23 protein-coding genes and 1 pseudogene are annotated in these 21,498 nt (G+C 72.5%); 7 read left to right on the top strand and 17 right to left on the bottom strand.

Translation table 11 applies throughout. The annotated features are described in order from the left end of the window. Positions 1 to 46 precede the first annotated feature (46 nt). From ABT057_RS19765 to ABT057_RS19710, 12 genes are all read right to left on the bottom strand, one after another. Complete coding sequence (locus ABT057_RS19765) at positions 47 to 499, bottom strand: nuclear transport factor 2 family protein (protein ID WP_352344362.1); 453 nt, start codon at positions 497 to 499, stop codon at positions 47 to 49. Then, positions 496 to 1,986: an FAD-dependent monooxygenase gene (locus ABT057_RS19760; RefSeq protein ID WP_352344361.1), complete on the bottom strand. Its 1,491-nt coding sequence runs from the start codon at positions 1,984 to 1,986 to the stop codon at positions 496 to 498. Before ABT057_RS19760 ends, ABT057_RS19765 begins: the two co-directional genes overlap by 4 nt. A 5-nt stretch (positions 1,987 to 1,991) precedes the next feature. Continuing rightward, positions 1,992 to 2,681, bottom strand: coding sequence for an antibiotic biosynthesis monooxygenase family protein (locus ABT057_RS19755; RefSeq protein ID WP_352344360.1), 690 nt, complete (start codon positions 2,679 to 2,681; stop codon positions 1,992 to 1,994). 11 nt (positions 2,682 to 2,692) lie between these two features. Continuing rightward, on the bottom strand, positions 2,693 to 4,024 hold the full coding sequence (locus ABT057_RS19750; protein ID WP_352344359.1) for an FAD-dependent monooxygenase: 1,332 nt from the start codon (positions 4,022 to 4,024) through the stop codon (positions 2,693 to 2,695). A gap of 1 nt (position 4,025) precedes the next feature. Then, a complete protein-coding gene (locus tag ABT057_RS19745; protein ID WP_352344358.1) occupies positions 4,026 to 4,973 on the bottom strand; it encodes an aromatase/cyclase in 948 nt (315 codons plus the stop codon). Positions 4,974 to 5,008: 35 nt separating this feature from the next. After that, complete coding sequence (gene fabG / locus ABT057_RS19740; protein WP_352344357.1) at positions 5,009 to 5,797, bottom strand: 3-oxoacyl-ACP reductase FabG; 789 nt, start codon at positions 5,795 to 5,797, stop codon at positions 5,009 to 5,011. A 9-nt stretch (positions 5,798 to 5,806) separates the two neighbouring features. Next, the gene (locus ABT057_RS19735) at positions 5,807 to 6,076 is read right to left on the bottom strand and encodes an acyl carrier protein (protein ID WP_352344356.1); all 270 of its coding nucleotides are present in this window, start codon (positions 6,074 to 6,076) and stop codon (positions 5,807 to 5,809) included. 71 nt (positions 6,077 to 6,147) lie between these two features. Continuing rightward, on the bottom strand, positions 6,148 to 7,371 hold the full coding sequence (locus ABT057_RS19730; protein ID WP_352344355.1) for a ketosynthase chain-length factor: 1,224 nt from the start codon (positions 7,369 to 7,371) through the stop codon (positions 6,148 to 6,150). After that, positions 7,368 to 8,639, bottom strand: coding sequence for a beta-ketoacyl-[acyl-carrier-protein] synthase family protein (locus ABT057_RS19725; RefSeq protein WP_352344354.1), 1,272 nt, complete (start codon positions 8,637 to 8,639; stop codon positions 7,368 to 7,370). Before ABT057_RS19725 ends, ABT057_RS19730 begins: the two co-directional genes overlap by 4 nt. Continuing rightward, complete coding sequence (locus tag ABT057_RS19720) at positions 8,636 to 8,965, bottom strand: TcmI family type II polyketide cyclase (protein WP_352344353.1); 330 nt, start codon at positions 8,963 to 8,965, stop codon at positions 8,636 to 8,638. The genes ABT057_RS19725 and ABT057_RS19720 overlap by 4 nt, the downstream gene beginning before the upstream one ends. A gap of 370 nt (positions 8,966 to 9,335) precedes the next feature. Then, on the bottom strand, positions 9,336 to 10,748 hold the full coding sequence (locus ABT057_RS19715; RefSeq protein WP_352344352.1) for an alpha/beta fold hydrolase: 1,413 nt from the start codon (positions 10,746 to 10,748) through the stop codon (positions 9,336 to 9,338). A gap of 253 nt (positions 10,749 to 11,001) precedes the next feature. Continuing rightward, a complete protein-coding gene (locus ABT057_RS19710; protein ID WP_352344351.1) occupies positions 11,002 to 11,328 on the bottom strand; it encodes a plasmid stabilization protein in 327 nt (108 codons plus the stop codon). A 196-nt stretch (positions 11,329 to 11,524) separates the two neighbouring features. Between ABT057_RS19710 and ABT057_RS19705 the strand changes: the two genes are divergently transcribed. After that, positions 11,525 to 12,589: a YihY/virulence factor BrkB family protein gene (locus ABT057_RS19705; protein WP_352344350.1), complete on the top strand. Its 1,065-nt coding sequence runs from the start codon at positions 11,525 to 11,527 to the stop codon at positions 12,587 to 12,589. 33 nt (positions 12,590 to 12,622) lie between these two features. Here ABT057_RS19705 and ABT057_RS19700 read toward each other — a convergent pair whose 3' ends face one another. Both ABT057_RS19700 and ABT057_RS19695 read right to left on the bottom strand, forming a co-directional pair. After that, on the bottom strand, positions 12,623 to 12,952 hold the full coding sequence (locus tag ABT057_RS19700) for a hypothetical protein (protein WP_352344349.1): 330 nt from the start codon (positions 12,950 to 12,952) through the stop codon (positions 12,623 to 12,625). 72 nt (positions 12,953 to 13,024) lie between these two features. Further along, entirely contained in the window at positions 13,025 to 13,693 is a 669-nt protein-coding gene (locus tag ABT057_RS19695) for a hypothetical protein (protein ID WP_352344348.1), read from the bottom strand. Positions 13,694 to 13,812: 119 nt separating this feature from the next. Between ABT057_RS19695 and ABT057_RS19690 the strand changes: the two genes are divergently transcribed. Continuing rightward, entirely contained in the window at positions 13,813 to 15,561 is a 1,749-nt protein-coding gene (locus ABT057_RS19690) for a serine/threonine-protein kinase (protein ID WP_352344347.1), read from the top strand. 85 nt (positions 15,562 to 15,646) lie between these two features. On the opposite strand, the gene ABT057_RS19685 is transcribed toward ABT057_RS19690, so the two are convergent. Then, positions 15,647 to 16,078 (bottom strand): DUF6299 family protein, encoded by a 432-nt coding sequence (locus ABT057_RS19685; RefSeq protein WP_352344346.1) that lies wholly within the window; start codon positions 16,076 to 16,078, stop codon positions 15,647 to 15,649. 232 nt (positions 16,079 to 16,310) lie between these two features. On the opposite strand from ABT057_RS19685, the gene ABT057_RS19680 reads away from it, so the two are divergent. Beyond that, entirely contained in the window at positions 16,311 to 16,505 is a 195-nt protein-coding gene (locus ABT057_RS19680) for a DUF5999 family protein (protein WP_352344345.1), read from the top strand. Between the two features lie 49 nt (positions 16,506 to 16,554). Here the strand turns inward: ABT057_RS19680 and ABT057_RS19675 are convergent, their stop codons facing one another. Together ABT057_RS19675 and ABT057_RS19670 are read right to left on the bottom strand one after the other, a co-directional pair. Next, positions 16,555 to 16,953: a RidA family protein gene (locus ABT057_RS19675; protein ID WP_352344344.1), complete on the bottom strand. Its 399-nt coding sequence runs from the start codon at positions 16,951 to 16,953 to the stop codon at positions 16,555 to 16,557. Next, positions 16,950 to 18,080 (bottom strand): acyl-CoA dehydrogenase family protein, encoded by a 1,131-nt coding sequence (locus ABT057_RS19670; protein WP_352344343.1) that lies wholly within the window; start codon positions 18,078 to 18,080, stop codon positions 16,950 to 16,952. The genes ABT057_RS19675 and ABT057_RS19670 overlap by 4 nt, the downstream gene beginning before the upstream one ends. A 136-nt stretch (positions 18,081 to 18,216) precedes the next feature. Here ABT057_RS19670 and ABT057_RS19665 point away from each other — a divergent pair, with 136 nt between their 5' ends. From ABT057_RS19665 to ABT057_RS19650, 4 genes and pseudogenes are all read left to right on the top strand, one after another. Beyond that, positions 18,217 to 19,872, top strand: a complete 1,656-nt coding sequence (locus tag ABT057_RS19665) for an AMP-binding protein (RefSeq protein ID WP_502973944.1) — start codon at positions 18,217 to 18,219, stop codon at positions 19,870 to 19,872. Between the two features lie 16 nt (positions 19,873 to 19,888). After that, complete coding sequence (locus ABT057_RS19660; RefSeq protein WP_352344342.1) at positions 19,889 to 20,701, top strand: PaaX family transcriptional regulator; 813 nt, start codon at positions 19,889 to 19,891, stop codon at positions 20,699 to 20,701. A 115-nt stretch (positions 20,702 to 20,816) separates the two neighbouring features. Next, positions 20,817 to 21,383 (top strand): adenylyl-sulfate kinase, encoded by a 567-nt coding sequence (cysC, locus tag ABT057_RS19655; RefSeq protein ID WP_352344341.1) that lies wholly within the window; start codon positions 20,817 to 20,819, stop codon positions 21,381 to 21,383. A 5-nt stretch (positions 21,384 to 21,388) separates the two neighbouring features. Then, positions 21,389 to 21,498, top strand: a pseudogene (locus ABT057_RS19650) (sulfate adenylyltransferase subunit CysD); the annotation flags it as partial.

Here is a 21,498-nt window from a genome sequence, read left to right as displayed (position 1 = left end):
TGTCAGGTCTTTGCGCGGTACGTCAGATCTCTGCAAAGTCGCTGGGTCAGTGCCCCGGCGCGCCCTGCGGGCCCTGCCCTTCGTGCCACACCAGGTCGAAGACGAACCGGTCGATGCGCCAGCCGTCGGCGGTCCGCACCGCACCGGCCTCGTAGTGCCCGCCGATGGTGAAGTGGACGCCGGGCTCGGCGGCCTTGCGGACGTGTACGGCGGTCAGGTGCGCGCGGATCGTGGCCCGGTCGCCGTGGACGTCGATGGAGTAGTTGGACGCGGTGTGGTGGGTGCGCTCGAAGGTCGTACGGGCCATCTCCTGGAACTCGGTGAGCCCCGCGATCCCCTTGTACTCGCCCATGGGGAAGGTGAGGTGGGCGTCGTCGGTGAAGACCGCGCCGAACCAGTCGTCGCGGTGCCGGTCGCGGTCGAGGTGGGTGACGTAGCGGTCGGCGAGGGCGGTGAGGTCGGCCCTGTCCCGCAGGTCGGCGAGGGTCTTTTCACTCATGCCGGTACTGCCTTTCGGTCGGTGACGGGTCCGAACCAGCGGTGCAGGGCGTCGGTGAGCCCCTCGCCGCCGGGCGCGGCGGACACCCACGCGGCGTGTCCGTCGGGGCGGATCAACAGGGCGTGCAGGTCGGCCGGTTCGTCGTACGGGTCGTCGGCCGGCTTGGCGGTCGTGACGGTCACCCGGTCGTGCCAGGGGGCGGCGGCCGTGCGGATCTCCGGGTCGTCGGCGAGGTCGAGGAGGACACCGCGCGCGGGGTGCAGGAGTTGGGCGGTGCTGGTCTCCCCGGCGGGCCCGACCAGGGCGCGGGGTGCGACGCGCCCGCCGGTCAGCGGGTGGCCGCCGCCGAGGTCGTACCGGACGTCGATACCGCTCACCGCGCCGGCGAGATGGCGTTTGACGTCGTCGTACGCGATGAGTTCGGCGAACAGGGCGCGCAGCGGGTCGGACTCCCGGCCGCCGAGGAAGACCGTGCCCTGGGCGCGGGTGTTCAGCAGCAGGCGGGCGCCGACCGGGTGGCGTTCGGCGTGGTAGGTGTCGAGGAGGCCGGGGTGGGCGCGGCCGGTGACCTCGGCGGCGAGCTTCCAGCCCAGGTTGACGGCGTCCAGGATGCCGGTGCTCATGCCCTGGCCGCCGGCCGGGAGGTGGATGTGGGCGGCGTCCCCGGCGAGCAGGACCCGGCCCGCGCGGTAGGTGGCCGCCTGCCGGGTGGCGTCGGTGAAGGAGCTGACCCACTCGGTGTCGGCGTCGGCGATGTCCTCGCCGGTGAGCCGCCACCAGGCGTCCGCGACCTCGGCGAACGTGACGGGCGCCGCGTCCTCGCGGGGCGGGGCGCCGTCCGGGCAGACGATGATGCGGTCGACCTCGTCGGTCAGGGGCGCCGCCATCACCATGCCGTGTTCCAGACGCTCCCCGAGCGGCCGGGGCCGCAGCTTGCGGCCCACCACGTCCGCGAGGTACATGACACGGGCGGCCGGTGTGCCGGGGAAGGCGATCCCGGCGGCCTCACGCACGGGGCTGTGCCCGCCGTCGGCGCCCACGAGGTAGGCGGCGCGCAGCCGCCCAGGCCCTTCGGGGGTGCGTACGGTGATCTCCACCGCCGAGTCACCGGCATCCAGCCCGGTGAACTCCCACCCCCGGTGGACGACCGCGCCGAGTTCGACCGCCCACTCCTCCAGCACCGCCTCGGTGCGCGACTGCGGTATCCCCCGGGCCCCGAAGTGGGCACCCGGCAGGACGGTGTAGTCGAACCGCACCCCGCCGAAGTGGCCGACAGGGCTGATCTCCGGCGTTCCGAAGCGCGGCAGCAGCCCCCGCTGGTCGAACGCCTCCATGGCACGGGCGGTGAAACCCAGCCCCCGGGACTGTCCGGTGGGCTCGGCGAGCCGCTCCACGACCGTCACGCGCGCGCCGCCCAGGCGCAGTTCACCGGCGAGCGTCAGCCCGGTCGGCCCCGCGCCGACGACGATGACGTCGGTGTCGGCCATGCCGGTCAGTCCTGCGCCGGCAGAGCTGACCGGGAGTGTGTCACCCGGTAGGTGTTGGCCTGCCGCCCGGTGACGAGGGACCGCGCCCGCTCCCGGCCCTGGCGAATGTCGGCCGGCCGCTGCTCCTCGGGAAGGGTGTGGAACGCGTCGTACGCCTCCTTGCTGTCCCACTGGGCGTAGTTGACGACGTACGTGCCGTCCACGCCCCGGAAGTAGGTGTGCGAGCGGTAGCCGGGCACGGTCGTGATCCACTCGTCCGGTTTGGCGAGGGTCTCCAGGAGGTCCTTCTGGTCCTCGGGGCGCGTGTCGAAGACGATCACGACGGTGTAGTCGTCGCGTTCCGGCGAGATCTCGATGCCCCGGTCCAGCGCGGGGTGGTGCTGGGCGAAGGCCAGTTCGGTCTTCAACAGGCGTACGGTCCGAGCGAGTTTGTGGAACAGCGGCACGGTCTTCTGCCGGAACTTCTGGCCCTCGTACCGGGCCTGGAGGTCGGCGGCGCTGCGCCACTGGATGTAGTTGACGGTGCCCGGCTCGTCCACGCCCGAGTGCAGCGTCGAGGAGATCCAGCCGGGGTAGTCGGCGTGGTCGATGATGTCGCGCATCGCGTCGAGCACGTCGTCCTGGAGGGGCCGGGTGTCCGTCTCGAAGAGGTTGAAGACGGTCAGGTAGCCGTCGTCGGGCGAGATCAGGGGCATGGCGGGTTTCCTTACGTCGTTGGTGGGCCGAACCAGCGGGCGAGCACCTCTTGCGGCGGCGGGGCGGACGGGTCCGCCCAGACGACGTGCCCGTCGGGCCGTACGAGGGTCCAGTGCTCGGCGGGGGCGTAGGGGACGCCGCCCAGGATGTCGGCGGGGCCGAGGAGCAACCCCCGTCCGGCGCGCAGGAGGTCGGCGCTCTGCGGCAGGCGGGCGCCGACGCCGTCGTAGTGGACGTCGAGGCCGCCGATCGTCGCGGCGAGGTGGGCGCGGACCGGTTCGTGGCCGATGAGTTCGGTGAGCAGGGCGCGTACGGGTTCCACCTCGGGGCCGCCGAACAGCAGCAGCGCCTGCGCCTCGATGATGGAGAGGGTGCGCGCGCCGACCGGGTGGCGTTCGGCGTGGTAGGTGTCGAGGAGGCCGGGGTGGGCGCGTCCGGTGACCTCGGCGGCGAGTTTCCAGCCCAGGTTGAAGGCGTCGTGCAGGCCCAGGTTGAGGGCCTGGCCGCCGATGGGGGGCTGGCGGTGCGCGGCGTCGCCCGCGAACAGGACGCGGCCGTGCCGGTAGTGGGTGAGCTGGCGGGTCGTGTCGTCGAACGCGTTCACCCACAGCGGGGTACCGCCGCCGACGTCCTCGCCGGTGACCCGCTTCCAGGCGCGCGCGATCTCGTCGTACGCGGGCGGCCCGGTCCGTACGGGCACCGGCGCGCCGTGCTCGTGCACCATCACCCGCGTCACCCCGTCGGCCCGGCGCGCGGCGACGGCCAGCCCGTCCGGCAGCCGCTCGAAGCGCCGGTCGGGGACGTCGATCCCGGCGACGTCGGCCCGCAGCAGCTCGCGCCGCGCGTCGTGGCCGGGGAAGTCCGCGCCGAGGAGGCGGCGTACGGTGCTGTCCTCGCCGTCGCAGGCGACGAGCCAGGCGGCGCGTACGACGTGGTCGCCGGTCTCGACCTCGACGTACGCGCCCGCGTCGGTGACCGCCCGCACCTCCTGCCCGCGCCGCACGTCGGCGCCGAGCCCGGCGGCCCGGCGCGCGAGCAGCCGTTCGGTGTCGAACTGGGGCACCTTCCACAGCCCCGGCCGGCTGCCGGGCAGTGTCAGGTCGACCGGGATCCCGGCGAAGTGCCCGCGCGAGTCGCCAGCCGGGCTGTCGCCCCCGTCCCACAGCCCCCTGCTGTCGAAGATCTCCATCGTGCGGGCGTGAAGGGTCGAGGCCCGCGACTCGGTGGTGGGCTCTTCGAGCCGTTCGAGTACGACGACGTCGGCGCCGCCGAGGCGCAGTTCCCCGGCGAGTAGCAGCCCGACGGGGCCCGCGCCGACGACCACGACCTGCGTGTCGGGCACGTCAGCCCCGCTCCCCCGCGAGCGTCTCGGCGTACGCCTTGGCGTGGCCGAGGGTGGCGAGGCTGTTGGTGGACAGGGCGGTGTGGACGTATGTCCGGGCGTCGGCCACGGTCGCCTCGGGGCCGAGGACGGCGGAGATGTTGTCGGTGTTGAGGCTGACGGTGTGCTGGGAGGAGGCGACGGTGCCTTCCCCGGTCTCCTCGAAGGTCCACACGCCGGTGTGCAGGGTCAGCAGCGCGGGCAGGGTGACCTGTTTGTAGGCGATGCGGTGGTGGGGGAAGGTCACGCGGTAGGACTTGGTGGTGTGCGTGGAACCGTCCTTGGCGCGGGTGTCCATCTCCAGGGTCTGGAGTCCTGGGGTGTCCTCGGTGAGGCGTACGGACGCGACGTGCGGGAGCCGCTCGGCCCACTGGTCGGCCTCGTTGACGAAGTCGAAGAGGTCCTTGGCGGCGCCGGTGACGGTGACGCTGTCGGTGAAGGAGAACGTCAGGTCCTCGGCGGCGTGGGCGGCTTCTACGTTGGTGCGCAGCGCGGCGAGTTCGGAGCGGCTGTTGCGGTCGACGGCCTCGTCGATCCAGGCGAGCCCTTCCGGGGCGTCGTCGACCGCGCGGTAGTCGTGTGTGAGCCGGACCCGGGCCTTGTTGTCGCCGAGGGGTTCGATGATCCAGGCGCCGCCCATCGCGGCGACCGGCGGGGTGCTGATCTCCTGCCGGAAGGTGATGCGCAGGCCCTCCGGGTCCAGGGTGCGGCGGGAGGTCCAGTTCTTGGCCTCGCCGCGTGCCGTGGCCCAGATCCGGATGCGTTCCTCGGCGCCGGTGTGCTCGACCTGGTCGACGTGGATGGTGGGCGGGAAGATCCGGGGCCAGTTCACCACGTCGGCGATGAGGCGGTAGACGGCCGCCGCGGGGGCGCCGACGGTGATCTCGTGCTCGACCTCACGGGTTGTCATGGTCGGGGCTCCTTCGTCATGGTCCTGGGTCCTGGTCAGAAGTTGCCGAGGCCGCCGCAGACGTTGAGGGCCTGTGCGGTGATGGAGGCGGCGGTGTCGGAGGCGAGGTAGCCGACCAGGCCCGCGACCTCTTCCGGGGTGGAGTACCGGCCGAGCGGGATCTTCGCCTGGAACTTCTCCAGGATCGCGTCCTCGCTGGTGTCGTAGGCGGCGGCGTACCCCTGCCGGACCCGCTGCGCCATCGGCGTCTCGACATACCCGGGGCAGACCGCGTTGACGGTGATGCCGGTGGGCGCGAGTTCGTTGCCGAGGGCCTTGGTGAAGCCGACGACGCCGTGCTTCGACGCGGAGTAGGGGGCGCCCAGTACGACGCCCTGCTTGCCGGCCGTGGAGGCGATGTTGATGATGCGGCCCCGGTCCTTGTGGCGCAGCCCGCCCGTGGTGAGGACCTCGCGGGTGAGCCGGAAGACGCTGGTGAGGTTCGTCTCGATGACGTCCTCCCACAGCTCGTCGGCGATGTCGGCGGTGACGCCGCCGCCGGACCGGCCCGCGTTGTTGACGAGCACATCGATCGTCCCGAACCGCTCCAGCGCGGCCCGCACGAAGTTCCGTACGGCCTCGGGTTCGCGGACGTCGACGGTCGTACCGGCCACGTCGAGCCCCTCGGCGACGAGTTCCTTGACGGTGGCCTCGACGTTCTCCGCGTCGCGGGCACCGATGAACACGCGGTGACCCTGGACGGCGAGCAGCCGGGCGACGGCCAGACCGATGCCGCTGGTGGCGCCGGTGACGAGAGCGACGCGGCCGGTGGTGGTCGTGGTCATGGCGGCCTCTCAGACGGTGCGGGAGACGGTCAGCAGGTCGTTGACGACGCCGATGAGGGCGCGCGGGGTGAGCGCGTCGGTCAGCAGGTCGTCGTCGAGGGCGATGCCGTACGTGCGCTCGATCCGGCTGCCGGTCTCCAGGAGGGCCAGCGACTCGTAGCCGAGCGCGGTGAACTCGGTGTCGAGAACGTCTCCGTCGAGGTCGACGCCCTCTTCGGCGCCGGCGGCTTCCAGGAGGATGCGCTTGAGATCGGCGAGGGTGAATGGGTCGGCAGACACGGGGGTCCTTCCGGTGAGGGGGCTGGCTGGTGGGGGCGCGCGCGGGGAAACGGTCCTTCCGGGCGGGGCTGTCAGTGCGGTGCGGGCGCCCGCAGGACGACTGCGGAGTTGAAGCCGCCGTATCCCCGGGCCAGGACCAGCGCGGTGCGCAGGCCGAGGCGGCGCGGCTGGTCGACGACGAGGTCCAGGTCGTACTCGGGGGAGAGCTCGACGTTGACGGCGGCGGGGACGATCCCGTCGCGCAGGGCGAGCAGGGCGGTGGCCAGGTCGAGAGGGGCGGCGCCCGAGTAGAGGCGGCCGGTCATCGTCTTGGGGCAGCTGACCGGGACGCCGTGCGGGCCGAAGACCTGGGTGAGCGCGTCGGCCTCGGCGCGGTCGAGGTCGGGGTCACCGGCCGCGTCGGCGAACACGACGTCCACGTCGGCGGGTTGGGCGCCCGCGTCGGCGAGGGCGAGTTCGACGGCCTTGCGCAGGCCGGGCGGACGCCCGCTGCCGGGCTTGGGGTCGAAGGTGGCGCCGTACCCGGCGATCTCGCCGTAGGAGTGCGCGCCGCGTTCGCGGGCGGCCTCGGCGGCCTCCAGGATCAGGATCGCGCCGCCCTCGCCGGGCACATAGCCGCGGGCGTCGCGGTCGAAGGGGAGGTAGGCGCGGGCGGGGTCCTCGCTGGTGCTGAGCCGGCCGCTGGCGAGCTGCGCGACCCAGCCCCAGGGGCACAGGGAGGCGTCGACGCCGCCGGACACGACAAGACGGGTGCCCTTGCGGATCTGCCGGCGGGCCTGGGCAACCGCGTCGAGGCCGCCGGCCTGGTCGCTGACGACGACGCCGCTGGGGCCCTTCATGCCGTTGCGGATGGAGATCTGGCCGCTGTTGACGGCGTAGAACCAGGCGAAGGACTGGTACGCGGACACGTACTGGCTGCCCTGGCTCCACAGCTTGCGCAGCTCGTTCTGGCCGAACTCGAAGCCGCCGGACGCGCTCGCGGTGACCACGCCCATGTCGAAGGAGGCCAGCTCGTCGGGGCGTACGCTCGCGTCGGCCAGCGCCCAGTCGGCGGCGGCGAGGGCGAGCCGGGTCATCCGGTCGGTCTGCGGGATGAGCCGGCCCGGCAGGTGCTCCTCGGCGGTGAACCCGGTGATCTCGCCGGCGAGTTTCGCCGGGTAGCCGGACGGGTCGAAGCGGGTGAGGCGGCCGATGCCGCTGCGGCCCTCGCGCGTGGCCGCCCAGTGCTCGCGCGTCCCGAGACCGGTCGGCGCGGCGACGCCGAGTCCGGTCACCACGACGGTCGCCGTACTCACACCTGCTTCCTTTCCGGCTCGGCCAGTACCATCGCGCTCTGGAACCCGCCGAACCCGCTGCCGACGGTGAGTACCGCGTCGACGAGCTGGTCGCGGGCGTCGAGCGGCACGTAGTCGAGGTCGCACTCGGGGTCGGGGGTGTGGAGGTTGGCGGTCGGCGGAACGACGTCGTACTCCATGGCCAGGACCGATGCGGCGATCTCGATGGAGCCGATCGCGCCCAGGGAGTGGCCCACCATCGACTTGATCGAGCTGACCGGGGTGCGGTAGGCGTGCGCGCCGAGGCTGCGTTTGAACGCGGCTGTCTCGTGACGGTCGTTCTGTTTCGTGCCCGAGCCGTGCGCGTTGATGTAGTCGATGGCCTCGCCGGGCAGCCGCGCCTCGTCGAGGGCGACCCGGATCGCCTCGGCCATCTCCGCGCCGTCGGGGCGTAATCCGGTCATGTGGTAAGCGTTCGAGCGGGTCGCGTACCCGGCGATCTCCGCGTAGATGTGGGCGCCGCGCCTGCGGGCGCTGTCGAGTTCCTCCAGCACGAACACGGCCGCGCCCTCGCCGAGCACGAACCCGTTGCGGGTGCCGTCGAAGGGGCGGGAGGCGTGGGCCGGGTCGTCGTGGCGGGGGGTGGTGGCCTTGATCGCGTCGAAGCAGGCCATGGTGATCGGGGAGATCGGCGCGTCCGACGAGCCGGCGACCATGATGTCCACCGCTCCCTCGCGGATCAGCTCGGCGGCGTACCCGACGGAGTCGATGCCCGAGGTGCAACCGGTGGAGACGACGGTGGCGGGGCCCTCGGCGCCCACCGCCCAGGCGACCTCGGTGGCGAAGGAGCTGGGCACCAGGTGGTCGTAGAGGTGCGGTGCCGCGTACGCGTGGTCGACGAGGGCGAGCCGCCCGCCGTCGCTGACGACGCGGTACTCCTCGTCCAGGCCCATCGTGGCGCCGACCGCGCTCCCGATGGTGACGCCGGTGCGGTACGGGTCGAGGTCGGCGAACTCGATCCCGCTGTCCGCTACCGCTCCGCGCGCCGCGACCACCGCGAACTGGGCGGCCCGGTCCATGCGGCGCACTTCCTGCGGGGTGAGGCCGTGCTCGTACGGATCGAAGTCGATCTCGGCGGCGACGCGGGAGCGGAACGGCGCAGGGTCGAAGAACGTGATTCCCCGAGTCGCCGTACGCCCCTCGCTCAGCAGGCTCCAGAAGTTCTTGGCGCCCATGCCGCCCGGCGCGAGAACCTCAAGTCCCGTGATGACGACGCGCCGCGCGCTCACGCGGACGCCTCCCACGAATAGAACCGCGTCGCCATCGCGTCCGCCGGTGAGCGCCAGGTAGCCGGGTCGTACGCCTCGATGAACGGCTTGAGGTCGTTGCTGATCCCGACGAACCGGGGGTCGGTCTTCGCCGCCTCGATCAGCTCTCCCCCGTTGTCCTCGTCGAAGTCCTGGAGGTGGAAGTACAGCCCCCGATAGTGAAAGAGCTGGCGCCGCCTCGTCCCCATCCTGTGCGGCATCTCGGTCGCGTCGAAATCGGCGAACAGGCCGGCCACGCTCGCGCTCGCGCCCGGTTCCAGCCTGGCGACGATCAAGGTGCTGTGCATCCGTACCCACTCCCCGCTCATGTAATGACCATGACATCGCAGCGGCACATGTCGCGTCCGGCCCTCAAATGCCCACGCTGACCCGCGACTTCAAGCCTCCGGGGTGACGGGGTCACGTTCAAGGGAGGCCGGTTCAGGGCTTTGTCAGGGTTTTTCGGGGGACTGCGCAGAAAGGTCAGACGGGTGCAGGTCAACGACAGAGGGGAGTGCGGGCGGGACAGGGGACTGCGGGGTGGCTCAGACGATCGTCATGAGGAGGTGGGGGCTTCGCGGGGGTGTTCCGGCGAGCGGTACTGCTGGGGGCGACCGGTACGGCCGTGGCGAGGAGACCGGCGCTCTCGGTGCCGTTGAGCACCCGCGTCGGGATGCGTCAGCGGTGGGTGGGGTGCGGTGGGTCGTCTCGGCCGACCGTCAGCCGGGCCGGTTGATAGGCGATGTACGCCGCACCGTCCAGACCGAGCCCGGTGGCGGACCGCTGGAGCGCGGCCGGGGTGGCGACGCCGTCCCAGCGGCCGGTCGCGACGCGGTGTTCGAGCGCGTGCAGGGCGGCCACGGTCTCGGCGGTGGTGAACGCGCAGTGGCCCTGCCGTTCGACGAACGCCTGCCGCAGCAGCGCGCCGTCGCCGGCGGCGCGCACGCGGGCGGCGAAGCGGTTCTCCTGCTCGACCGGAACCAGGTTGTCGGCGGTGGTGTGGACGTCGAGCAGGGGCACCTCGAGTCCCTGGCCCGCGGAGGACGTCCGCCGCGCGGTGCGGACGGCGGCGGGGTCGGCGGTGACCGTGGCCTCCTCGGTGAGCGTGCGCAGGTCGGCGCGCAGGTCGAGACCGGCCGCCCGGTAGAGGGCGTGGACCTGTGCCGCGTGTGCGGAGCCGGCGAGCAGCCGGGCGTAGTCGACGCCCCGATTCCAGGAGTTGTTGCCGCCGACGGACTGCTCCACGGCGTACCGGCCGCCCTCGACGAAGGACAGGACGCCCTGCGCGAACCACGCGTACTGCTGCTCCTCCTGGCCCGCCCAGTCGGTCGGGGCGGGCCGGTTCTCTCCGGGCGCCCAGGCGGGCAGGTTGAGGAAGGCGGCGGCCAGTGCGGTCCGGGCGCGGCCCCGCGGGGTGCTCTGGGCGGCGGTGACCGCCCGGGTGAGCAGGTCGGCGGCGGCGGAGGCCTCGGCGGAGGTGCCGAACCGCACGAGTTTCACGTCCTGCGCGGGCAGCAGCAGGCGGGCGATCGTGTACTCGGCGTCCAGTTGGTAGTTGTCCAGGTCGGTGCCGCCCGCGACCAGGCCGCACTGGCCGAGCGCGCCGTCGACGCGCCCGCCGCCGTCCCGGGCGATCTGCGCGTTGACGAGTCCGCCCATCGACTGGCCGATGGCCAGTGTGCGCCGGGGGGTGCCGATCTGCGCGGTGACGGCGTCGAGAGTGGCGAACTGGTCGCGTTCGGCGCTGTCCAGGGCCCACATCGAGCCGTGGGGATCGTACGAGGACCCGGCCATCGCATAGCCCTCGGCGAGCAACTCGGCGCGTACGGCGTCGGTGGGGGCGTCCCTGGCGACGGTGGGGCCGAAGCCGTGGCTGAACAGCAGCAGGGTGCCGTTCCAGCGCTCGGGGACATCCGCGACCCAGGTGGCGCCGTCGGAGAGGGTGCCGGCGAGGTGGCCGCTGACCGGCGGCTCCGCCTCGGCGGCCGGCGAGGGGAGGGCGGTGAGCGCCGCGGACGCCAGCGTGGCCAGGGCGACCAGGGCGATACGCAGGCGGGTTCGGGGAAGGCGGCGGAGGGTGCTGACAGGCATGGTGGCGGCTCCTGGTGGGGGGCGGGGGCCGGAGGGATGCTCAGTGCACTGAACGATGCGTCGAGGAATGTAGGGCATATTTCTTACAGTCGTCAAGAGAATGCACAGAGTTGCCGCCCGGCGCCGCCCGTCGGCACCTCACGGGAGGCCGTCCGCGAACGCACCGGCCCCCTTGAACCCCAAAAAACGTGCAGGCCTCACCGCCGGCCGCCGGCCGCCGTCCGGCGGGGCGGCCGGCCGTGAGGCCCGTGCGTCAGCGGCCGAGCGCGTTCTCCAACTGCTTCTTCGTCATCGAGGAGCGGCCCTGGATGTTGCGCTTCTTCGCCTCTTCGTACAGCTGCTCCTTGGTGGGCCCTTCCGCGCCGCTGTGCGAACGCTGCCCGCCCCGCTGGTACGACGACTTCGGGTCACGGACGGAGGCCTTCCCGGCGGTCTTCGACTCGCCCGACCTGGCCCGCTCCTTGTTGACCGTCCGTGCCGCGATCTCCTTGGCCCGCTTCGACGACTCGCCACGGCCCTCGGCGCTCTCCTTGATGTGCTCGTACTGGCGCTCACGCTTGGCGTTCGATCCAGCCGGCATGACGTCTCCCCTTGTCTCGCGTCGCCCCGGGCGGACCCCGCATGGACAGCGGCGACGGCCCGCTCGGGTCGGTGCTCGGTGCTCAGTGGTCGGTGGGATCGACGAGTTCCCCGGGGAGCCCTACTCGAACAGAGAAAAAAGTCCGGTATATCGCATATGTGCACATGGGTGGCGTCGAGCCGGATACACGTGCGGAATGGTGAGGACACTGAAGCCGCACAGACGGCACGGCGAACGCGTAGCGGAGGACCATGAAGGCGGGACCGGGAAGGCCCCGACCGCCGCCGGTCCGGACGCGCAGGTGGAGCGGCAGGCCCCGGACAAGCCGACGGACCTGCCCAGGCGCTCCTGGGGGGCGGTGCTGAAAGGCACCCTGAAGGAGTTCAAGAAGGACGAGCTGGCCGACCGGGCCGCGGCTCTGACCTACTACTCGATCCTGGCCGTGTTCCCCGCGCTGCTCGCGCTGGTGTCTCTGCTGGGAGTCGTCGGGCAGTCGGCCACGCAGGCGGTCCTGGACAACATCCAGAAGCTCGCCCCGGGCGCGGCTCAGGACGTCCTGCGGAGCGCTGTGCAGCAGATGCAGGGCAAGGGCGGACTCGGCTCGGTCATGGCGATCGTGGGCCTGGTGCTCGCGGTGTGGTCGGCTTCGGGCTACGTCGCCGCGTTCATCCGCAGCGCCAACGCGGTCTACGACATCCCCGAGGGCCGTCCGGTGTGGAAGGTGCTGCCGGTCCGGGTCGGCGTCACCGTGATGCTGATGGTGATGGCCGTGATCAGCGCGCTGATCGTGGTGTTCACCGGCGGCCTCGCCCGGCAGGTCGGCACCGCGCTCGGGGTCGGCGACACGGGCCTGACCGTGTGGTCCTACGCGAAGTGGCCGGTGCTGGTGCTCCTGGTCACGGTGATGATCGCGGTCCTGTACTGGGCGACCCCGAACGCGCGCGTCCGCGGCTTCCGCTGGATCACGCCGGGCAGCTTCCTGGCTCTGCTGATCTGGATGGCCGCCTCGGCCGGGTTCGCGCTGTACGTGGCGAACTTCGGCTCGTACAACAAGACCTACGGCGCCCTCGCGGGCGTGATCATCTTCCTGGTGTGGCTGTGGATCACCAACCTGGCGATCCTGCTCGGCCTGGAGTTCGACGCCGAGCTGGTGCGCCAGCGCGCCGTCGCCGGCGGCCACCCGGCCGACGAGGAACCGTACGTCCAGCCGCGCGACACCCGGGCCTGGGACGAGGAGGACCACCGCCGCCTCGGGGGCTGACACGTGGGCGGCCGGCCTCCGTGTCAGCCCGGGTCACTCCGGGTGGGCCACCGCGTCGTCGCGCAGTCGCACGGCCTCCAGCAGACTCAGCCCCGGCTCGGCCTCGCGCAGCGCCTTCACCGCCTCCGCCGAGGTGAGGTCTCCCGAGAAACCGGCATCGGCCCACCGGGAGCGGGCCCAACGGCCGCGGACCTGGGCCTCGGTGGCGGCGGCAGCGGACCGGGCCAGCGCCACGGCGTGCTCCAGGCCCGGCCGCAGTTCGTCCGAGGCTTCCTCCAGTGCCCGGCCCAGGGCCGCCGCGATCACATCGGCATCACGGATCACCACGACACTGCTCTTCTCGGCACTGCTCTTCTTGAACATTTCAGGAATTCCTCTCATGTAGCCGTCGCCGCTCCGCCGCCCGCGTGGCGCGTCAGGTGACCGGCCGGGTGGTCAGACGCCCAGAGGGAAGTCGAAGCCGATGAAGGCGACGCAGACGACCGTGCCGTCGTCCTCCAGCGCTTCGTAGCCGTCGCGTTCCCCGTCCTCGACCGGGAAGAACAGGGCGTTGCCGGCACGCTCCGGGTCGGTGACGATCTCGGCGTGGTTGGCTCGGCGGCCCTGCTCGTCGCCGGTCGCGATGATCCGCTTGGCCTCACGGAGATCGGCCTCGGCGTCACGGCCGGGGATACTGGTGGGATCGAACGCGCTGCTGCACAGGACGGCGTATCCGTCCACCGCCGCCGGTTCGTAGCCTTCGTACCCGTCGTTCCACTCCGCGGCCATGATCCGGGCCGGATCCGCCATCGGCACGACGACCATGCTGGCCCGGGCCACCGGCGGCCCGTCGTCCGGCCGGACCCAGTGATACCCCGCGTACACCGGGGCCTTCTCCAGACCGGAGGGCAGGTCACCGTGGTACCAGCCGCCGCTCCCCATCCCGAACCAGGTGATCTCGTCGGCCAGGGTCAGCTCCCCGGCGGGCGCGAACCATTCCGGCCGGGTCATCCCCTTCTCGCCGTCGCGGTCGACGTGGTCGGCCCACCGCCACAACAGAGTGTGGACGCTGTCCGCGGGATCCACGATGTCGGCGGCGGCGGTTGAATCGTCGGCTGTTGTCATGACGCCCAGCATGGCAGGGGGGACTGACAGTCCGCGGCCGCGGCGGCCACCGGGCGAAGTCGTCAAATGCCTTGTGGCGCGCCATAGTTGATGGCACGGCACCGCGCTGCGCCTCCGCTATGCTCGGCCCCGTTCGAACGGACGACGGCCGGCGGCTCCCTGACCACCGGGAAAGAGACGTGAGAGAGCGCGTGATATCCGGAGATGGCGACCCCCAGGCTGCGGTGCGTTCGGCACACGGCTCGGGACAGGGATCCGAACACGGCTCTGCAGGTGGCTCGGAGCGGCTGGTCGCCGGCCGGTATCTGCTTCACGACGTCCTCGGCAGAGGCGGCATGGGCACGGTCTGGCGCGCCCACGACCAGTTGCTGGACCGCCCCGTCGCCGCCAAGGAACTGCACATCCTCACCCAGGGCGACGAGGAGCACCGCACCCGGATGCGCCGCGCCGTCCGTGAGGCCCGCGCGGTGGCCCGCGTGCCGCATCCCCATGTGGTCGGCGTCCACGACCTGATCGAGTCCGAGCACCGGCTGTGGATCGTCATGGAGCTGGTCGAGGGCCCGTCGCTGGCCCACCAGCTCGCCAGGACCGGCCCGCTCACCCCGCGGCACACCGCCGTCCTCGGCCTGCAACTGCTGGACGCGCTGGGAGCCGTGCACGCGGCCGGTACCCTGCACCGCGACGTGAAACCCGCCAACGTCCTGCTGCGCCGGGACGGCAACGCCGTCCTCACCGACTTCGGTATCGCGGCCCTGGACGACGGCGAGTTCCTGACGACCACCGGTGAACTGATCGGCTCCCTGGAGTTCATGGCGCCCGAGCGGGTGACGGGAGGGGAGGTCGGCCCGGCCTCCGACCTGTGGTCACTGGGCGCGACCCTCGCCACGGTCTGCGGCGGGCAGTCTCCGTTCCGCAGGCCGGGACCGCCCGCGACGCTGCACGCGGTGGCGTACGAGGAACCCGTCCTGTCGGAGCGGCTCGGCCCGCTGCGCCCGGTCATCGAGGGGCTGCTGCGCAAGGCCCCGGGCGAGCGCCCCACGGCGGATGTCACGCGGACGGCGTTGCAGCGTGTCGCGGCGGAGGAGGAACCCGGGCCGCTGCCGTCGCCGACCGTGCGCGTACCGGCGCCCTCGGCCCAGTCGACGGCTTCGGCTCACTCGGCTCTCCCTCCTGCTTTTCCTCCCGCTTACTCGGCTCCCTCGGCTCCCTCCGCTCCCCCCGCTCAGTCCGCCTACGCGGAGACGCTGACCAGTGGTCAGGAGCGGCTCGTTCCGGCCGCGGGGGCCATGCCGACGGCGCGGCACACGACGTCGCTCCAGCCCCCGCAGCACCAGCCGTCCCGCTCGACACGTCCGAAGCGGCTGCTGTGGTGGGCGTCGGCCGGTGCGGCCGTGCTGGCGGCGGGCGTCGTGGGCGGTCTGTTCCTCACCGGGACACTGCCGCTCGGGAAGGACCCGAAGACGACGACCACCCATCAGGTCGTCGAGTCGGCGACCGGCTGGCAGTCGATGACCGGAGCGTCGGTGAAGCGGGGAGACGTGGTCACCGTGCGGTTCGTCTCCGGGGAATGGACGGCCGACAACCGGAACATGCCGATGACCGGGCCGGCCGGGTACGACGCGGAGACCGACAAGCGGCTCGACGGGGCGAAGGACTGCAAGGTCAAACCATCGGCCCCGTTCGGCACCCTGGTGGCGCGCCTGGTGGGCGAGAAGGACTTCCCCATCCACTCCGTCGGCCGGAAGCTGACGTTCCGGGCCACCGGGGACGGCGACCTGCAACTGGGGATGAACGACACCGCCGGGTTCTGCTCGCAGGACAACCGGGGCTCGCTGACCGTACGGGTGAGTGTCACCCACCAGCCCTGACGGTCGGCCACCGCGTCCGCACGCCGCCCGGAAGCCCGGCTCCGCCCGGAGGCCGGACTTCCGGGTACGGACCCGGCGCGGGCGGTTATGCCTTGGTCAGCGTGACGTCCTGCGCCTTGGTCGAGTGGAAGCGGGGCAGGGGCAGGCCGCCGTGCGGCTCGAGCTCCATCAGGGTGGCCTCGACCTGGGCGGCGCCCGCCTTCAGGGTGTCCGTGCCGGGCTTGCCGGTGTTCGCCCAGGCGTGCAGGACGCCGTCGCACACGGCGTGGGTGCCGCCGATGCCGTAGCGGGTGGTGCCGGAGTCCTGCCGGACGGAGGAGCTGACGAAGACGGGGCCGGTGCTGCCGACGCAGCGGTAGGTGCCGGTGAGGGTGACCGTGCCGTCGGCGGCGAGCTGTCCGACCGGGTCGACGGTGACGCTCTCCGCCGGACCGGCGGCGGCTGCGGTCTGCCCGGGGACGGCGAGCAGGAACAGCACGGCGCCGGCGGCCGCGGCCAGAGCGGGGCGGAACGACATGGAAGACCTCCTGTGATGGGGGGATTCCACTGGTACCGGGCGGGCGGGCCCGAGGCCGTGACCGTCACTCCTTCGGTGGCGAGTCCGCACCGGTCGTCGGCGAACGGTCCGCGAGTTGTCCTGGTGCTGTCACGCTTGCGGGCACCCTCTGGCGATGGCTCCGGGTCTGGCGCATGGTCTGGATATGCGAGGCCGACCGGCCGGCCGGCCCCCACCGACGTGGAGGTGCGCCATGTGTTCCCACTCCTTCCCGAGCGCCTGTGCCGACGCCCACCCCGTGCACGTCCTCGCCGCCCACCCCGAGCAGGGCTGGAGTCTCCTGTGCGACGGCACGATCGTCTTCGACGACTCCGGCGAGCTGCTCCCCGACGGCCGGATCGTCCACCCCCACCGCGTCACCGCCGACCGGCTGGCCGTCGCCGCGTGACGCGGCCGCACGGGTCCTTGGTGCCGGGGGTTCTCCTGGCCCCGGGTGGTCAGTCCAGCACCGCGAACCCGTCCATCTCGACGAGAGCCGTCTCGTCCCACAGGCGCACGACGCCGACGACCGCCATCGCCGGGTAGTCCCGCCCGGCCAACTGCCGCCAGATGCGGCCGAGTTCGGCGGCGTGGGAGCGGTACTCGGCGACGTCCGTGACGTAGACCGTGACGCGGGCCAGGTCCGCCGGTGTGCCGCCCGCCGCGGTGAGCGCGGCCAGCAGGTTGGCGAGCGCCCGGGCGAACTGTGCGGGGAGCGAGTCCCCGACGACCTTTCCGTCGGCGTCCAGCGCGGTCTGGCCGGCCAGGAAGACCAGCCGGGAGCCGGTGGCGACCACGGCGTGCGAGAAGCCGGTGGGCGGGGCCAGTCCAGGCGGGTCGACGCGTTCGGCGGTCATCGGACGGCCTTCAGGCCGGCATACAACTCGCGGGCGATGATGCTCCGTTGGACCTCGCTGGCGCCTTCGTAGATCCGTGGGGCGCGCACTTCGCGGTAGAGGTGTTCGAGGAGATGGCCGCGGTGCAGGGCGCGGGCACCGTGGAGTTGGACGGCCGCGTCGACGACGTACTGCGCGGTCTCGGTGGCGAGGAGTTTGGCCATGGCGGCACGCTTGGGGACGTCGGGGGCGCCGGTGTCGTACGCCGTGGCCGCCGCGTGCACCATCAGGCGGGCGGCCTCCGTGCGCAGGGCCATCTCGGCGACGGTGTGGGCGACCGTCTGCAGGTCCCTCAGCCTGCCTCCGAAGGCTTCCCGTTGCGAGGTCCAGTCGAGCGTGGCGTCGAGGGCCGCCTGGGCCATGCCGACGGCGAAGGCGCCGACGCTGGGGCGGAAGAGGTCGAGGGTCGTCATGGCGACGCGGAAGCCGCGGTCGCCTTCGCCGAGGACGTCGGCCGCGGTGACGGGGACGGCGTCGAAGTCGAGGGTGCCGATGGGGTGCGGGGAGAGCATGTCCAGGGGGGTGCCGGTGAGTCCGGGGCGGTCGGCGGGGACGAGGAAGGCGGTGACGCCCCGGGCCCCGGCACCCGGTGTCGTACGGGCGAAGACGGTGTAGAAGTCGGCTTCGGGGGCGTTGGAGATCCAGTGTTTCCCGCCGGTGAGGCGCCAGGCCTCAGGGCCGTCGGGTTCTGCGGCGAGGGACAGCGCCGCCGCGTCCGAGCCGGCGCCGGGTTCGGACAGGGCGAAGGCGGCGACCGCGCCGCCGTCGGCGACCCGTGGCAGCCAGCGCTCCCGCTGGGCCGGGGTGCCGTGGGCGTGCACCGGGTGCGCGCCGAGGCCCTGGAGGGCGAGGGCGGTCTCGGCCTCCGTGCAGCCCTGGGCGAGGGACTCGCGCATCAGACAGAGGTCGAGCGCGCCGGAGGTGAACAGGCGGGAGAGCAGGCCCAGTCGGCCGAGTTCGGCGAGCAGCGGCCGGTTGACGCGGCCCGGTTCGCCCTTGTCGGCGAGCGGGCGCAGCCGTTCCGCGGCCAGGGCGCGCAACTCGGCACACCAGACGGTCTGTGCCGGTTCGAGCGAGAATGCGGGCATCGCCGGTCCCCTCTCCCGTGTCTCCCCCGACGGTATCGCGTCCTGTTGACTGCCGTCACCGACGCGATACGCTCGGTGCGCGAGACCACCTCGACGCCCGCCGGTGAGGCCCGTCCAGGCAAGGGGGCGAACGCCCATGAACGTCTCGGCCCATGTCGACACCTTCGCGCGCGACCACCTTCCCCCGCCGGACCAGTGGCCCGGTCTCCGCTTCGACCTGCCGGAGCTGGACTACCCCGACCGGGTGAACTGCGCCGTCGAGCTGCTCGACCGGTCCGGCTCCCCTCACCGTCCGGTGTTCCACACGCCGATGGGGCCGTCCTGGACGTACGGGGAGCTGCGGACCCGCGTGGACCGCATCGCGCACCTGCTCACCGGCGATCTCGGAGTGGTCCCCGGGGCGCGCGTCCTGCTGCGCGGTCCGACCACGCCCTGGCTCGCGGCCTGCTGGCTGGCGGTGCTCAAGGCGGGCGCGATCGCGGTGACCGTGCTGGCCCAGCAGCGGCCCCACGAGCTGCGCACGATGTGCGAGATCGCCGAGGTGGGGCACGCCCTGTGCGACGCCCGGGCGGTGGACGACCTCGCCAGGGCCGGGACACCGGGGCTGCGGATCACCACGTACGGCGGTGACGCGCCGGACGACCTGCTGAGGCGGCCGGCGCCGAGCGGCCCGTACCGGGCCGTGGACACCGCGGCCGACGACGTGGCGCTGATCGCCTTCACCTCCGGCACCACCGGGCGGCCGAAGGGGTGCATGCACTTCCACCGGGATGTGCTGGCGATCGCCGACACCTTCTCGCGGCATGTGCTGAGACCGCTGCCGGACGACGTCTTCGCGGGCAGTCCCCCGCTCGGTTTCACCTTCGGCCTGGGCGGGCTCGTCGTGTTCCCGCTGCGGGCCGGGGCCAGCGCGCTGCTGCTGGAACAGGCGGGCCCGCGGCAGCTGTTGCCCGCGATCGCGGAGCACCGGGTGAGCGTGCTGTTCACGGCGCCCACCGCCTACCGCACGATGCTCGACGACCTCGACGGGCACGACGTGACGTCCCTGCGCCGCTGTGTCTCCGCCGGGGAGAACCTGCCCGCGGCGACCTGGCGGGCCTGGCACGAGCGGACCGGGCTGCGGCTGATCAACGGCATCGGCGCCACCGAACTGCTGCACATCTTCATCTCCGCCGCCGACGAGGGCATCCGCCCCGGCACCACCGGAGTCCCGGTGCCCGGCTGGCACGCGCGCGTGCAGGACGTGGACGGCGCGCCGGTGCCCGACGGGGAGCCCGGCCTGCTCGCCGTGCGCGGCCCGGTCGGCTGCCGCTACCTCGCGGACCCGCGGCAACGGGAGTACGTGCGGGGCGGATGGAACGTCACCGGCGACACCTACGTCCGCGAGCCCGACGGCTACTTCCGGTACGTCGCCCGCGCCGACGACATGATCGTCTCGGCGGGGTACAACATCGCGGGCCCCGAGGTCGAGGAGGCGCTGCTGCGTCATCCGGACGTCGTCGAGGCGGCGGTCGTCGGGCGGCCGGACGAGCGGCGGGGGCAGGCGGTCGTGGCGTTCGCCGTGCTGCGGAAGGGCGCGCGGCGCGACGCGGACGCCCTGCGCGTGTTCCTCAAGGAGGAGCTGGCACCGTACAAGTGCCCGCGCGACCTCGTCTTCCTGGACGCGCTGCCGCGCACCGCGACCGGCAAGCTCCAGCGGTTCAGACTGCGCGCCGCGGGGCACCCGGAGACTCAGAACCAAGATCAAGACGAACGTCACACCGGCGGTGACACCGATGATGACCAGCCGTGATACGGACGACCTTAAGATGATCAACGTGTCCGACCAGCCCGCACCTCGGTCTCTCATCGTCACGCTCTACGGCGCGTACGGCCGCTTCGCCCCGGGCCCCGTGCCCGTGGCCGAGCTGATCCGGCTGCTCGCCGCGGTCGGCGTCGACGCCCCCTCCGTACGCTCCTCGGTGTCCCGGCTGAAGCGGCGCGGGCTGCTGCTTCCGGCCCGTACCGCGCAGGGCGCTGCCGGATACGAACTCTCCGAAGAAGCCCGCCAGTTGCTCGACGACGGCGACCAGCGCATCTACGCCGGCGCGCCGGCCGGGGACGAGGGCTGGGTGCTCGCGGTGTTCTCCGTACCGGAGTCCGAGCGGCAGAAGCGGCACGTCCTGCGCTCCCGGCTGGCCGGCCTCGGCTTCGGGACCGCGGCCCCGGGCGTGTGGATCGCCCCGGCGCGGCTGCACGAGGAGACCCGGCACACCCTCCAGCGGCTCGGGCTCGATCCGTACGTCGACCTCTTCCGCGGCGAGCACCTCGGGTTCGCGCCGACCGCCCTGGCCGTCGCCCGCTGGTGGGACCTGGCGGCCATCGCCAAGGAGCACGAGGCGTTCCTCGACCGGCACGCGCCCGTGCTGCGGGACTGGCAGCAGCGCTCGGACACCCCGCCGGAGGCCGCCTACCGCGACTACCTCCTCGCCCTGGACTCCTGGCGCCACCTGCCCTACGTCGACCCCGGCCTGCCCGCCCGGCTGCTCCCCGCCGACTGGCCGGGGGCGCGGTCGGCGGCCGTGTTCCACGGGCTGCACGAGCGACTGCGGGACGCGGGAGCGGAGTTCGCGGGAGTGTGACCTCCTGAACACCGGGTGTCACTCAGCTAAACCTCAGGTTCCTTGACCTCTCTTCTCAGAGTCCTTACCTACGGTTCGACGGGTTGCACGCCGGTAGGAAAGAGGACTGTTGCGCATGACCAACACGCCAAGGGCCACCGCTCCGAGGGCCCAGGGGGCCACGGTCTGGCTCACGGGACTGCCGAGCGCGGGCAAGACGACGATCGCCCGCCTCCTGGGCGACCGGCTGAAGGCCGAGGGGCGTCGCGTGGAGGTTCTGGACGGCGACGAGATCCGCCGCTTCCTCTCCGCCGGACTGGGCTTCAGCCGCGCGGACCGGCACACCAACGTGCAGCGCATCGGCCTGGTCTCCGAGGTCCTGGCCCGCAACGGCGTCCTGTCCCTCGTCCCCGTCATCGCGCCCTACGCCGACAGCCGCGAGGCGGTGCGGCTGCGGCACGAGAAGAGCGGGACGCCGTACGTCGAGGTGCATGTCGCCACCCCGGTCGAGGTGTGCGGCGAGCGGGACGTGAAGGGGCTGTACGCCAGGCAGGCGGCGGGCGAGCTGACCGGGCTGACCGGTGTCGACGACCCCTACGAGGCCCCGGTGGATCCGGCGCTCGTCCTGCCGACGCAGGAGCAGACGCCGAAGGAGTCGGCGGACGCGGTGTACGCGGTGCTGGCCGGGCGGGGACTCGTATGACCGGCCACGGGCTGTCCCATCTGGACGCGCTGGAGTCCGAGGCGGTGCACATCTTCCGCGAGGTGGCGGGCGAGTTCGAGAACCCGGTGATCCTGTTCTCCGGCGGCAAGGACTC

This window comes from Streptomyces sp. NPDC002588 (genome assembly GCF_040295925.1).
Lineage (GTDB): Bacteria > Actinomycetota > Actinomycetes > Streptomycetales > Streptomycetaceae > Streptomyces.
Note: the sequence above shows the minus strand (reverse complement) of the source record. Positions and strands in the feature narration are given on the sequence as shown.

Excerpts from the sequence above, each read along its gene's own strand:
- ABT057_RS19765 (WP_352344362.1), bottom strand. The coding sequence starts at position 499 with ATGAGTGAAAAGACCCTCGCCGACCTGCGGGACAGGGCCGACCTCACC.
- ABT057_RS19760 (WP_352344361.1), bottom strand. The coding sequence starts at position 1,986 with ATGGCCGACACCGACGTCATCGTCGTCGGCGCGGGGCCGACCGGGCTG.
- ABT057_RS19755 (WP_352344360.1), bottom strand. The coding sequence starts at position 2,681 with ATGCCCCTGATCTCGCCCGACGACGGCTACCTGACCGTCTTCAACCTC.
- ABT057_RS19745 (WP_352344358.1), bottom strand. The coding sequence starts at position 4,973 with ATGACAACCCGTGAGGTCGAGCACGAGATCACCGTCGGCGCCCCCGCG.
- fabG (WP_352344357.1), bottom strand. The coding sequence starts at position 5,797 with ATGACCACGACCACCACCGGCCGCGTCGCTCTCGTCACCGGCGCCACC.
- ABT057_RS19720 (WP_352344353.1), bottom strand. The coding sequence starts at position 8,965 with ATGCACAGCACCTTGATCGTCGCCAGGCTGGAACCGGGCGCGAGCGCG.
- ABT057_RS19715 (WP_352344352.1), bottom strand. The coding sequence starts at position 10,748 with ATGCCTGTCAGCACCCTCCGCCGCCTTCCCCGAACCCGCCTGCGTATC.
- ABT057_RS19710 (WP_352344351.1), bottom strand. The coding sequence starts at position 11,328 with ATGCCGGCTGGATCGAACGCCAAGCGTGAGCGCCAGTACGAGCACATC.
- ABT057_RS19705 (WP_352344350.1), top strand. The coding sequence starts at position 11,525 with ATGGTGAGGACACTGAAGCCGCACAGACGGCACGGCGAACGCGTAGCG.
- ABT057_RS19700 (WP_352344349.1), bottom strand. The coding sequence starts at position 12,952 with ATGTTCAAGAAGAGCAGTGCCGAGAAGAGCAGTGTCGTGGTGATCCGT.
- ABT057_RS19695 (WP_352344348.1), bottom strand. The coding sequence starts at position 13,693 with ATGACAACAGCCGACGATTCAACCGCCGCCGCCGACATCGTGGATCCC.
- ABT057_RS19690 (WP_352344347.1), top strand. The coding sequence starts at position 13,813 with ATGCTCGGCCCCGTTCGAACGGACGACGGCCGGCGGCTCCCTGACCAC.
- ABT057_RS19685 (WP_352344346.1), bottom strand. The coding sequence starts at position 16,078 with ATGTCGTTCCGCCCCGCTCTGGCCGCGGCCGCCGGCGCCGTGCTGTTC.
- ABT057_RS19680 (WP_352344345.1), top strand. The coding sequence starts at position 16,311 with ATGTGTTCCCACTCCTTCCCGAGCGCCTGTGCCGACGCCCACCCCGTG.
- ABT057_RS19675 (WP_352344344.1), bottom strand. The coding sequence starts at position 16,953 with ATGACCGCCGAACGCGTCGACCCGCCTGGACTGGCCCCGCCCACCGGC.
- ABT057_RS19670 (WP_352344343.1), bottom strand. The coding sequence starts at position 18,080 with ATGCCCGCATTCTCGCTCGAACCGGCACAGACCGTCTGGTGTGCCGAG.
- ABT057_RS19665 (WP_502973944.1), top strand. The coding sequence starts at position 18,217 with ATGAACGTCTCGGCCCATGTCGACACCTTCGCGCGCGACCACCTTCCC.
- ABT057_RS19660 (WP_352344342.1), top strand. The coding sequence starts at position 19,889 with ATGATCAACGTGTCCGACCAGCCCGCACCTCGGTCTCTCATCGTCACG.
- cysC (WP_352344341.1), top strand. The coding sequence starts at position 20,817 with ATGACCAACACGCCAAGGGCCACCGCTCCGAGGGCCCAGGGGGCCACG.